Here is an 11686-nt window from a genome sequence, read left to right as displayed (position 1 = left end):
ATCAAACCGTTTCGACGGCGGGCGTGAACATATAGCCGCCGGAGCGCACTGTCTTGATGATGCTGACGCTCTGCGGATCGGGCTCGATCTTGCGGCGGATCCGGCTGACCAGCACGTCGATCGAGCGCTCGAACGAGCCGGCGTTGCGGCCGTGGGTGAGATCGAGCAGCGCTTCGCGCGACAGCACCCGGCCAGGCCGTTCGCAGAACGCCTGCAGCAGGTCGAACTCGGCGCTGGTCATCGCCACCAGCGCGCCGTCCGGATTGCGCAGCTCGCGCAACCGGAAATCGATCCGCCAGCCGAGGAAAGCCAGTGCGGTCGCCCCCGAGGTGGCGCTGGCCGTCTGGGCCAGCGACTGCCGCCGCAGCACGGAGCGGATCCGCGCCAGCAATTCGCGCGGATTGAACGGCTTGGCGAGGTAGTCGTCGGCGCCCATCTCGAGGCCGAGAATACGGTCGACGTCCTCGCCACGCGCCGTCAGCATGATGATCGGCAGCGGCGAGGCGGCGCGCACGCGGCGGCACAGGCTGAGGCCGTCCTCGCCCGGCAACATCACGTCGAGGACGACGAGATCGACGCGCTGGTCGGCGAGCCGGCTATCCATCTCGCGGCCGTCCTGCGCGGTCACGACATGACATTCGTTGTTGCGCAGGTATTTCGCGATCAGCGCGCGGGTCTCGCGGTCGTCTTCGACGACGAGAATGTGGGGTGGGGCGATGCTCATGAGGCCGTTTACCGAGAATCCCCGCGAAGCTGAAACGGGTTTTTTGTTTCCGGACATGTCCCGCCGGAAGGCCGCAACATTCCGCAATCAAGCCGTGAGCGATCAAAAGGTCTCGTTAATTCCGTTAACCATATCGTGGCGCGCGATCAAAGCACTCCGGAGCTTGTCATGACCTCCATCTCCGCCACAAGCAGTTATCTGTCACCGCTTCAGCAGCTCCAGAAGGAACTGGCGTCAGAAGTCTCCGCCGGCCAGGTCAGCTCGACGGATGCGACCGCGCTGTCGTCGGCGCTGACCGAGATCAACTCCGCGCTGCAGGGCAGCCGGACGAGCGGCTCCGGCAGCGGCACGCGATCGTCGCCCGATGATATGAAGTCCAGGATCGACGATCTGATCGCCGATCAGGTCTCCAGCGGCAACCTGACCAGCGAGCAGGCCGAAGAACTGAAGAGCGTTTTCGAGAATGCGTTCGCCGGCGGCCCCGGTGGCGCCGGCGGTCCTCCACCGGGGCCTCCGCCGGACGACAGCACGTCGACGACGTCGACCGACTCGACCTCGGGCACGTCCAGCTCCGGCACCGACATCAGCGATGCGCTGCAGGAGTTCCTGAAACTGCTGCAGGAGCAGCAGGCATCGTCTGCGAGCAGCTACAGTTCCAGCGGAACCAGCAGCGGCAGTTCGACATCTCTCTCCGCGCTGGTCGTCAACTACCAGACCTGACTGTGTGACGCCGTCAGGACCAGCGAGCATCCTCGCCGCCTCGCGGCGGGGATGCTTTGCTGCGTGTTGCCGCCGCGTCGTAACGTCACGCGATGGAACTCGAACGTGTCCGGCTGATGCGAACAGTTGTCGTGCGTAGTTGACGCAATAAAACGATCCACCTTCGGAACTGTGTGCAGACTCGCTCGTTTGTCCGGGACCATTCGACAAACATGGAGGGTACTACACAATGAAAACCAATACCGTTCTGGCCGGCCTGCTCGGCACCACGCTTCTCGCGACCGCCGCTTTCGCGCAGTCCCCCGCCACCACCGACAATTCCACCACGATGTCGAAGTCGACCACGGCGCCGTCGCCGGCCTCCGACACTGGCCAGTGGCGTACGTCGAAGCTGATGGGGCTCGACGTTTACAACCAGGCCAATGAAAAGCTCGGCGACATCAACGAAGTGCTGATCGACAACTCCGGCCGGGTCCAGGCCGTGGTGATCGGCGTCGGCGGCTTCCTCGGCGTCGGCGAGCGTGACGTCGCGGTGTCGTTCGACAAGATCAAGTTCGTCAACACCCCGGTATCCGGCAATACCGCGATGAACCGGACCAACAACAACATGGCGTCCGGCACGACGGCCGCTCCGGGAACGGCAGCCGCTCCGGCGACGACGACCGGCTCGGCGGCGACCACGGCCAACACGACCGATCGCTGGTATCCGGACCACGCGGTGTTCAACGCCACCAAGGACCAGCTAAAGTCGATGCCGGAGTTCAAGTACAACAAGTCGTAAACAGCAGGATCTAAGCCCGGACGCGATCGACGCGTCCGGGCGGCTGTCTGCGAAGCCTTGTTTGCGTAGCGAAGTTCGCCTGGTGGCTCGGAGCCGCCGGGCAAATTTTGTTGCGAGCAGCCGCAGTTTTTCGCCGCCGGATATCGCGCAAACAGCGCGCTGCTCAGGGCGCCTTCAGCTTGGTGAGCGTGACCTCGAGGATGCCGTTGGCCTCCGCGGTCACCCGCAGCATGCTGGAATCGAACGCCACCTCGGTCAGCCGCAGGCTCGAAATCTCCGAGGAAATCCGCAGGCCGTCCTCGTTGCGCTGATACGCCGCGATCACCGCGCCGATCCGGCGCTGCACGTTCAGCGATTCCGGCTTGAGATCGATCACCGCCCGTTCGGCGATCGCTTTTTGCAGATAGGGCACGGCTGCGCGCGCGGCTTCGCCGAGCAGGCCGAACGCCGCCTCGGACTCGACGGCGAGCTGCATGTCGGACAGCCGCAGCGTCTGATCCTCCTGGTTCAGCACCGGCCGGCCCCAGATGTGCAGCGTGGCTTCACCGCCGAAGCCGAACAGGCTTTTCTGTTCTTTCGCATCCACCAGCATCGAGATCAGCAGGCGGTCGCCGCTGGCGGCGACGTTGACGCGCTTCACCGTGACCGCGGCGGCTCCGCCGTTCTCGGGGAAGGTGCGGCCGACGAATTGCGGCTCGATGACGCGATCGAGCTCCTTGAACGGAATGTCGATCGGCACCGCGACCTTCACGCCGGTGCTGTCGGGGGCGACCATTTCGAGCTGCGCCGGGAACGGACATTCCGGCTTGGTCGGCGCGGTGGTGATGCGGCTGTCGGCGACGATGCCGAGCGTCAGCACGACCGTCGCGGCGTCGAATTGCGGTTGCGCGGCCAGCGCCTTGGTTGGACGCAGTTCGAGCCAGAAGCCGTTCGGCACGCCGGCGCCCTGCAGCGGAATCGAGCGGCAGATCCGCGCCCATTCGCGCCGCGCGCTGCGCTCCAGCGCGCCGTCGTTGCGGATCGTCTGCTGCAGCCGGGCGAGCTGTTCGTTGACGGCCTTGTCGATCACCGGCTTGACCTGCGCCGGGACGTCGATCCTTGCGCCGCCCATCGAGACATTGGAGTCGGACAGGATCACCTGCGCGGTGAGATTAGGGTCGACGTGCCAGTCCGGCAGCACCTTCGGCCGCGCACTGATCGCGACGACGCCCTTGATGTCGCCATTGGCGCTGAACGACTTGATGTTGACGCCGACCTGCTTGGCGACTTTGTCGCCGAACAGCTTGCCGAGGGTGTCGCCGACCTTGCTCTGGGCGCTGCTCGAGAGCGAGCCCCGTGCGGAGAGCGTGCCGGTGAGCGGCGCCGTCACCGTGACCTGTTCGGGCGCGCCCTTCGCCGCAACGGCGCCGCGCGCCACGGTCCAGCTGATATCGGCATTCTGCACCAGCTGCGGCATCGGGTTGTCGACCTTGCCGGAAAAGTTGCGCGGCGCGGTCCGATCGACCAGATCGCGGATCGCGGTCAGCGGCACGATCACCGGCACGACGACCGAGGATTGACGGATCGCCGGCAGCGGCGGCAACGCCTGCAGCGACGGCGGACTGACCGCGCGCGGCGACAGCCAGTCGAACGCCTTCAGCGTGACGCCGAACGAGATTGCAACGATCGCCAATGCGACCAGGACGGTCTTGAAACGCATCAAATCCCCGGGGGCAAACGAGCCGGACCATACAGGTCCGCGCCGGCAGGCGCCAGCAGAGGCGGGACGCGAACCGGGCGGCGCCCGTGAAATCGCGACAATGCATGCGCGCGGCCGCAGCCGCTGTGTCACAAGGGACACGCCGGCAACGATACGACACCCCATAACGATACGACACAACATAATGGCGCGGTCGCCCGCGCCATTCGCCCTTCGTTACGCTGTCGGTCCCGTCCGCTAACCGCGGCGGCCTTTTGCATTGTCGGCGCGGCGGCCGTCGGGCAGCACGATCACCTTGGCGCCGACGCTGACCCGCGCATACAAATCGGTAACGTCGTCATTGGTGAGCCGGATGCAGCCCGACGAAACCTGGGTGCCGATCGTCGACGGCGCATTGGTGCCGTGGATGCGATAGATCGTGCCGCCGAGATACATCGCCCGGGCGCCGAGCGGATTGCCCGGGCCGCCGGCCATTTGGCGCGGCAGATAGGGCTGGCGCGCGATCATCTCCCGCGGCGGGGTCCAGTCCGGCCACTCCGCCTTTCGGGTGATCGACTGCACGCCCGACCAGGTGAAGCCGTCGCGGCCGACGCCGATGCCGTAGCGGACCGCTCGGCCGCTGCCGAGCACGTAGTAAAGATAGGTGTTCGGGGTATCGATGACGATGGTGCCCGGCGCCTCGCGGGTGGCGTAGCTGACGATCTGGCGCTTGAGCCGGGCCGGCAGCTGGGCGGCGGTGCCGTCCTCGTCATCCTGCGGCGCCGCCTGGGGCTGCGGTGCGGCCTGTTCGACCGGGGCGTAGGCCAGCGGCTGCATCGCCACCGGTTGCGGCAGCAGCGGCAGGAACGGGAAGGGAAGCGGTTGGGCCGCCTGCGCCGCGCCCGTCATGGCAACGGCCACGATCGCGAATGCAGCGACCGCGGAGGCGCCGCGGATCAGCCGGAAATGGGTCATTGTCGGTCCCCTGTTTTGAAACGCCCTGTGTCGCGCCTGCGCCGTTTTGGCGACTTGTTGGCGTTATCAGTACCCGCCGAACCGTTTCAGGAGGTTTTCGTCGACCACCGAATTTGGTTTCATCGCGGTAGGGATTTGTTTCTCCTGTGGTCTTCCCGCACCGTTCGTGAATGCGACCGGTGCCCCGTTTGATCGGGCGCAATTCGGATTTCCGGGCCGCTCGATAAGCCCAAGGCCCCGCGCGGTGCGGGCCTTGGGGAAAGCACGACATGGCGACAGTGAAGTTCTACGGCAATGAAACGGTGCCGCTCGAGATGCACAAGGTGCGGATCGTGCAGAAGCTCAGCCTGCCGCCGATCGAACGCCGCCTCGAGAAGATCACCGAGGCCGGCAACAACACCTTCCTGCTGAAGAACGACGACGTCTTCCTCGACATGCTGACCGACAGCGGCGTCAACGCGATGAGCGACCGCCAGCAGGCGGCGATGCTGGTCGCCGACGATTCCTACGCCGGCAGCGCCACCTACACCCGGCTCGAGGACAAGCTGCGCGAGATCTTCGGCATGCACTATTTCCTGCCGACGCATCAGGGCCGCGCCTGCGAGCACATCCTCGCCAAGGTGTTCGTCTCGCCCGGCAAGGTGGTGCCGATGAATTATCACTTCACCACCACCAAGGCGCACATCACGCTGCAGGGCGGCGCGGTGGAGGAACTGGTGACCGACGCCGGCCTCGAAGTCGTCAGCGTCAACCCGTTCAAGGGCAACATGGACATCGCCAAGCTGCGCGCGGTGATCGGCAAGCACGGCGCCGACAAGATCGCCTTCGTGCGGATGGAGAGCGGCACCAATCTGATCGGCGGCCAGCCGTTCTCGCTGCAAAACCTCGCCGACGTCAGCAATGTCTGCAAGGAGCACGGCGTGCCGCTGGTGCTGGACGCCAGCCTGCTCGCGGACAATCTGTACTTCAACAAGACCCGCGAGGATCACTGCAGGGCGCTGTCGATCCGCGAGATCACCCGCCGCACCGCGGATCTGTGCGACATCGTCTATTTCTCCGCGCGAAAACTCGGCTGCGCCCGCGGCGGCGGCATCTGCATCCGTGACCGGGCACTGTACGAGAAGATGCGGCCGCTGGTGCCGCTGTACGAGGGCTTCCTGACCTATGGCGGCATGTCGGTCCGCGAGATGGAAGCGCTCACGGTCGGTCTCGAAGAGACCATGGACGAGGAGATGATCAACCAGGGGCCGATGTTCATCGGCTACATGGTCGAGCAATTGCAGGAGCGCGGCGTGCCGGTGATCACCCCGGCGGGCGGGCTCGGTTGCCATATCGACGCCAAGCGCTTCGTCGACCACATCCCGCAGTCGCAATATCCGGCCGGCGCGCTGGCGGCGGCATTGTACATCGCTTCGGGCATCCGCGGCATGGAGCGCGGCACGCTGTCGGAGCAGCGCGAGCCGGATGGCAGCGAGATTTTCGCCAATATGGAGCTGGTGCGGCTGGCGATGCCGCGCCGCGTGTTCACGCTGTCGCAGGTCAAATATGCGGTCGACCGCATCGCCTGGCTGTACGCCAACCGCCGGATGATCGGGGGCCTGACCTTCGTCGAGGAGCCGGAGGTGCTGCGGTTCTTCTACGGCCTGCTCGAGCCGGTGTCGGACTGGCAAAACAAGCTGGTCGCCAAATTCCGCGAGGATTTCGGCGACAGCCTGTAAGTTTCGTCATTGCGAGCGAAGCGAAGCAATCCAGCATCGTGCACGAGCCGGATTGCTTCGTCGCTTCGCTTCTCGAGAGACGTTGGTTATCACGCAGTGATTCGTTCCACTGTGCGGCGCATTTCTCCGGAACCTGCGAATCCTCGGCGCGTTGCTCCGTCGGCAACATCAGGAGGACACGATGGCTGCGAAGAAGACCACCAAGACCAAGACGACGCGCGGGCGGAACCAGGATCGGGCCAGAGTCGCCGGCGGCCAGAAGCACGAAGTCAGCTACGAGGCCAAGAAGACCGGCCGCTCCGCGACGGCGGTGAAGAAGGCCGTCAAGAAAGTCGGCAACGCCCGCAAGAAGGTGGAAAAGCGATTGGCGAAGAAGGGCTGATCGGTCGTCGTTTTCCGCGCCGGCCCTGTCGTGCGGCGAATTCGTGGTGCGTGACTGGCGCGCCGGTCGCGAGATCGGCGCGCCATCGCGATGATCACGAGCCGGAACAGCAGCCGGTGGACGTCCCCGCAACGCCCGGCTTGGTCGCCCGCACGAAGCCGCTGAAGAATTTGCCGTCGATCTGTGGCGCGATCGCGTCGACGTCGAGGCCGCGGCCTTCGAGGAAGTCGCGGGCGTCTTCCACCTTGTAGATCCGGGTGGGTTCGATCGAAATGCCGTCGAAGCCTGCGGCCGCGAGCTTCGCGATGTAGTCGGCCTCGTCGAGCGCGCCGGCGAGGCAGCCGACCCACAGCAGGACATCGCTGCGCAGCGCCTCCGGAATCTCGCCGCGCGTCACCACGTCGGACACCGCGAAGCGGCCGCCGGGCCTCAGCACGCGGAAGGCTTCGTGCAGCACGCGATCCTTGTCGCCCGACAGGTTGATGACGCAGTTCGAGATGATCACGTCGACCGAATTGTCCGGCAGCGGGATCTGCTCGATCTGGCCTTTGAGGAATTCGACGTTGTCTGCGCCGGCCTTGCGCTGGTTGTCGCGCGCCAGCGCCAGCATCTCGTCGGTCATGTCGAGGCCGTAGGCCTTGCCGCTCGGCCCGACGCGGCGCGCCGACAGCAGCACGTCGATGCCGCCGCCGGAGCCGAGATCGAGCACGGTCTCGCCCGGCTTCAACTCTGCCAGCGCGGTCGGGTTGCCGCAGCCGAGCGACGCCAGCATCGCTTCGGCGGGCAGGCCCTGGGCCTGGGCCGCATCGTAGAGGTTGCTGGTGATCGGGCTGACATGGTCGAGGGCAGGGGTGCCGCAGCACGAGCCGGCGCGGGTGGCGGCCGCGGCGTATTTCTCGCGCACGATTTCGGTGATCTCGGTGGTCGACATCGGAGCTCTCCTCACGGTTGATTTGCAGGGCGATGGTACGGACTGTCGATAATTCGATCAGGCTAGAAGTATCGAATTAGCGGCCGGAAAAAGATCAGGCGGCGGACCTGGTATCCTTGAGTTCGACGGCGTCGGCGCAGCACTCCGCGACCATGAAGTCCATCAGGCCGCGCATCACCTCGTAATTGGCGTGGCAGTTCAGCGTGGTGGCGTCGCGGACCTGGCGGATCAGCCCGGCCGCAACCAGCGTCTTGAGATGATGCGACAGCGTCGAGGGCGCGATCTTCAGCCGCTCCTGCAGCCGGCCGACCGGCGTACCAGCCTCGCCGGCCCGCACCAGCGCCCGGTAGATCTTCAGCCGGGTCGGATTGCCCAGCGCCTCGAATTTGGTGGCGGCGTCGTCGATCTTCATGGCGTCATGGTGCGATCGAATCCCTTCTCCGTCAATCGATAATTCTAGGATGATAGAAATACAGATGCGGTGCCGCTTGACTTCCGCATTAATATCGATAAATCTGGATTTATGGAATCAGAGAACGCAATCCTGGCCCTCGGGGCACTGGCGCAATCGACCCGGCTGGAGGCATTCCGGCTGCTGGCCGCGCACGAGCCGGAGGGCCTCGCGGCCGGGGCGATCGCCGACGCGCTGGCGGTGCCGCAGAATACGATGTCGTCGCATCTGGCGATCCTGGCCCGCGCCGGGCTGATCGCTTCGCGCCGCCAGAGCCGCTCCATCGTGTATCGCGCCGACCTCAAGCGGTTTCAGGAAATCGCATTGTTTCTGATCAAGGATTGCTGCGGCGGCAGCCCGGAATTGTGCGCGCCGCTGGTCGCCGATCTTCAACCGTGTTGTGTTCCCAAGGAGCCCGCCGATGTCTGACCGCATCTTCAACGTGTTGTTCCTCTGCACCGGCAACACCGCCCGCTCGATCCTCGCCGAGAGCATCCTGCGCAAGGACGGAGCCGGTCGCTTCAACGCCTTCTCCGCCGGCAGCAAGCCGAGGGGCGTGGTCAATCCATTCGCCCTGAAGGTGCTCGAAGCGAGCCAATATCCGACCGAGGGCCTGCGCTCGAAGAGCTGGCAGGAATTCGCGGAGCCGGACGCCCCGGTGATGGATTTCGTGTTCACCGTCTGCGACAACGCCGCCGGTGAAGTCTGCCCGGTGTGGCCGGGCCAGCCGACAAGCGCGCATTGGGGTATCGACGATCCCGCCGCGGTCGAGGGCAGCGATATCGACAAGGAGCGCGCGTTCGTCCAGGCGTTCCGCTTCCTGAAAAACCGGATCGACGCCTTCACGGCGCTGCCGATCAAGCGGCTCGATAGCGTCGCGCTCGGCGCGGTGCTGCAGGAGATCGGCCTGTTCGCCGGCGTCAGCTTCGGTCGTCCGAAAGTGGCGTGATGGATGTCGTCATCTATCACAATCCCGCCTGTGGCACCTCGCGCAATGCGCTCGGCATGATCCGCAATGCCGGCATCGAACCGCATGTGATCGAGTACCTGAAATGCCCGCCCGGCCGGGCGCTGTTGCAGCAACTGATCGCGCGCGCAGGGCTGACGCCACGCGCCTTGCTGCGCGAAAAGGACACGCCCTACGCCGAACTGAAGCTGAATGATCCGGCGTTCGGCGACGACGATCTGCTCGACGCCATGATGGCGCATCCGATCCTGATCAACCGCCCGCTGGTGGTGACGCCGAAGGGCGTGCGGCTGTGCCGCCCGTCCGAAACCGTGCTCGACCTGTTGCCGCCGCAACGGGGCGAATTCGTCAAGGAGAACGGCGAGCGCGTGATCGACGAGACCGGCCGGCGCGTGGCGACGGCGTAAGTGACATCGAGTTTGTAATGAGGCGGAGCGCGGCAACGCGCCACCACGTCATCGCCCGGCTTGACCGGGCGACCCAGTATCCCAGAGCGCGGCCCGGAAGGCACAGCTAAGCCGCCGTTCGAACGCCGGCGCTCCGGGATACTGGATCCCCGCATGCGCGGGGATGACGGTTGTTGTTCTTGTGGTTTTGCCGATCGGGATGACGGCTGATCTTGTGATTTCGCCGAGCATAGATGAAGTAACGAGGAAGAGACGTCCCATGTCCACCTTCGAACGCTATCTGACACTTTGGGTCGGGCTGTGCATCGCCGTCGGCATCGGGCTCGGCCATGTCGTGCCCGGCTTGTTCCAGACGGTCGGCGCAGCAGAAATCGCCAAGGTCAATCTGCCGGTCGCGGCGCTGATCTGGCTGATGATCATTCCGATGCTGGTGAAGATCGATTTCGCCGCGCTGGCGCAGGTGCGCGAGCATTGGCGCGGCATCGGCGTGACGCTGTTCATCAACTGGGCGGTCAAGCCGTTCTCGATGGCGGCGCTGGCCTGGCTGTTCATCGGATATCTGTTCCGGGATTATCTGCCGGCCGACCAGATCAATTCCTACATCGCCGGGCTGATCATTCTGGCCGCGGCGCCGTGCACCGCGATGGTGTTCGTGTGGTCGAACCTGACCAAGGGCGAGCCGCATTTCACGCTGAGCCAGGTCGCGCTCAACGACACCATCATGGTGTTCGCCTTCGCGCCGATCGTGGGACTGCTGCTCGGGCTGTCGGCGATCACCGTGCCGTGGGACACGCTGGTGCTGTCGGTGGCGCTGTACATCGTGGTGCCGGTGATCATCGCGCAGGTGCTGCGGCGGAGCGTGCTGGCGACCGGCGGCGAGGCGGGCCTGCAAAGGTTGCTCGGCGTATTCCAGCCGCTGTCGCTGGTGGCATTGCTGGCGACGCTGGTGCTGCTGTTCGGCTTTCAGGGCGAGCAGATCATCAAGCAGCCGCTGGTGATCGCGCTGCTGGCGGTGCCGATCCTGATCCAGGTGTATTTCAATTCCGGGCTGGCCTATCTGCTGAACCGGCTCGCCGGCGAGCAGCATTGCGTCGCCGGCCCGTCGGCGCTGATCGGCGCCAGCAACTTCTTCGAGCTCGCGGTGGCGGCGGCGATCAGCCTGTTCGGCTTCGAATCCGGCGCGGCGCTGGCCACCGTGGTCGGCGTGCTGATCGAGGTTCCGGTGATGCTGACGGTGGTGTGGATCGTCAACCGCTCGAAGGGCTGGTACGAGGGCGAGGCGCGCGCGCCCGTCACCACCCGACCGGGCTAGCTGGTCCGCAACTTCAGGCCGGTCGCGGCTTCCAGTTCCGCGATCGCCTGATCGGCGCTGACCACCTTGATGGTGGTCATGCCCATCTCGCGCGCCGGCTTCAGGTTGACGCCGAGGTCGTCGAGATAGACGCAATTGGCCGGATCGACGCCGAGCGCGTCGGTCATCATGCGATAGATTTTCGGATCCGGCTTGCGCAGCCCGATTTTCGCCGACTCGATGATGTGATCGAACAGCGCCATCACTTCGGCGACATACAGTGTACGGCCGGACGCCGAGCCGATCGCGTTGGCGGGCAGATTGTTGGTGATGCAGCCGGTCTTGAAACTCCCGCCGACGATCCGCAGTGCCTCGACCATCTCCGGTCGCAATTCGCCGAACAGCAGCGGCAGCACGTCCTTGCCGCGAACCTCGGCGCCGAGCACCAGCGATTCCGCCGCGAACAGTTCGTCGAAGGTGTCGAGATCGACCTCGGCGCGCTCGAACTTCGCCCAGGCGTTCTCGAAATGATTGGCCGCATTGGTACGGCGGATGATGTCGGCCGGCAGCCCGCGTTCGGTCTCGTAGCGCGCGAACGCCTCGAATGGCGAGGAGGTGAGCACCCCGCCGAAATCCCAGATCACCGCCTCGACCATCGCGT

Annotated in this window: 14 protein-coding genes; 8 read left to right on the top strand and 6 right to left on the bottom strand. The window is 65.3% G+C overall.

The annotated features are described in order from the left end of the window. Position 1: 1 nt before the first annotated feature. On the bottom strand, positions 2-724 hold the full coding sequence (locus ACTZWT_RS00320; RefSeq protein ID WP_444767736.1) for a response regulator: 723 nt from the start codon (positions 722-724) through the stop codon (positions 2-4). 168 nt (positions 725-892) lie between these two features. Here ACTZWT_RS00320 and ACTZWT_RS00315 point away from each other — a divergent pair, with 168 nt between their 5' ends. Further along, complete coding sequence (locus ACTZWT_RS00315; protein WP_444767735.1) at positions 893-1444, top strand: hypothetical protein; 552 nt, start codon at positions 893-895, stop codon at positions 1442-1444. A gap of 229 nt (positions 1445-1673) precedes the next feature. Continuing rightward, a complete protein-coding gene (locus tag ACTZWT_RS00310; RefSeq protein WP_444767734.1) occupies positions 1674-2225 on the top strand; it encodes a PRC-barrel domain-containing protein in 552 nt (183 codons plus the stop codon). A 163-nt stretch (positions 2226-2388) separates the two neighbouring features. Here the strand turns inward: ACTZWT_RS00310 and ACTZWT_RS00305 are convergent, their stop codons facing one another. Continuing rightward, the gene (locus tag ACTZWT_RS00305; protein WP_444767733.1) at positions 2389-3924 is read right to left on the bottom strand and encodes a DUF4403 family protein; all 1536 of its coding nucleotides are present in this window, start codon (positions 3922-3924) and stop codon (positions 2389-2391) included. 237 nt (positions 3925-4161) lie between these two features. Beyond that, positions 4162-4878, bottom strand: a complete 717-nt coding sequence (locus tag ACTZWT_RS00300) for a L,D-transpeptidase (protein WP_444767732.1) — start codon at positions 4876-4878, stop codon at positions 4162-4164. 269 nt (positions 4879-5147) lie between these two features. On the opposite strand from ACTZWT_RS00300, the gene ACTZWT_RS00295 reads away from it, so the two are divergent. Together ACTZWT_RS00295 and ACTZWT_RS00290 are read left to right on the top strand one after the other, a co-directional pair. Beyond that, positions 5148-6596 (top strand): tryptophanase, encoded by a 1449-nt coding sequence (locus tag ACTZWT_RS00295; RefSeq protein ID WP_444767731.1) that lies wholly within the window; start codon positions 5148-5150, stop codon positions 6594-6596. Between the two features lie 181 nt (positions 6597-6777). Beyond that, on the top strand, positions 6778-6978 hold the full coding sequence (locus tag ACTZWT_RS00290) for a DUF3606 domain-containing protein (protein ID WP_444767730.1): 201 nt from the start codon (positions 6778-6780) through the stop codon (positions 6976-6978). 94 nt (positions 6979-7072) lie between these two features. Here the strand turns inward: ACTZWT_RS00290 and ACTZWT_RS00285 are convergent, their stop codons facing one another. Together ACTZWT_RS00285 and ACTZWT_RS00280 are read right to left on the bottom strand one after the other, a co-directional pair. Then, positions 7073-7909, bottom strand: a complete 837-nt coding sequence (locus tag ACTZWT_RS00285) for an arsenite methyltransferase (protein WP_444767729.1) — start codon at positions 7907-7909, stop codon at positions 7073-7075. A 94-nt stretch (positions 7910-8003) separates the two neighbouring features. Continuing rightward, entirely contained in the window at positions 8004-8321 is a 318-nt protein-coding gene (locus ACTZWT_RS00280) for an ArsR/SmtB family transcription factor (protein ID WP_444767728.1), read from the bottom strand. A gap of 111 nt (positions 8322-8432) precedes the next feature. On the opposite strand from ACTZWT_RS00280, the gene ACTZWT_RS00275 reads away from it, so the two are divergent. The 4 genes from ACTZWT_RS00275 to arsB all read left to right on the top strand — a co-directional run bounded on the left by ACTZWT_RS00275 (position 8433) and on the right by arsB (position 11046). Beyond that, positions 8433-8789 carry an ArsR/SmtB family transcription factor gene (locus tag ACTZWT_RS00275; RefSeq protein ID WP_444767727.1) on the top strand — a complete coding sequence of 119 codons (357 nt, stop codon included), beginning with the start codon at positions 8433-8435 and terminating at the stop codon, positions 8787-8789. After that, positions 8782-9309: an arsenate reductase ArsC gene (locus ACTZWT_RS00270; RefSeq protein WP_444767726.1), complete on the top strand. Its 528-nt coding sequence runs from the start codon at positions 8782-8784 to the stop codon at positions 9307-9309. Before ACTZWT_RS00275 ends, ACTZWT_RS00270 begins: the two co-directional genes overlap by 8 nt. Then, entirely contained in the window at positions 9309-9734 is a 426-nt protein-coding gene (arsC, locus tag ACTZWT_RS00265) for an arsenate reductase (glutaredoxin) (RefSeq protein WP_444768436.1), read from the top strand. The genes ACTZWT_RS00270 and arsC overlap by 1 nt, the downstream gene beginning before the upstream one ends. A 259-nt stretch (positions 9735-9993) precedes the next feature. Next, the gene (gene arsB / locus ACTZWT_RS00260) at positions 9994-11046 is read left to right on the top strand and encodes an ACR3 family arsenite efflux transporter (protein ID WP_444767725.1); all 1053 of its coding nucleotides are present in this window, start codon (positions 9994-9996) and stop codon (positions 11044-11046) included. On the opposite strand, the gene ACTZWT_RS00255 is transcribed toward arsB, so the two are convergent. Beyond that, the gene (locus tag ACTZWT_RS00255; RefSeq protein ID WP_444767724.1) at positions 11043-11681 is read right to left on the bottom strand and encodes an HAD-IA family hydrolase; all 639 of its coding nucleotides are present in this window, start codon (positions 11679-11681) and stop codon (positions 11043-11045) included. The genes arsB and ACTZWT_RS00255 overlap by 4 nt on opposite strands. Positions 11682-11686 lie beyond the last annotated feature (5 nt).

It is taken from the genome of Rhodopseudomonas sp. NSM (genome assembly GCF_052445935.1).
Taxonomy (GTDB): domain Bacteria; phylum Pseudomonadota; class Alphaproteobacteria; order Rhizobiales; family Xanthobacteraceae; genus Rhodopseudomonas.
This window is presented reverse-complemented; position numbering and strand designations above follow the sequence as displayed.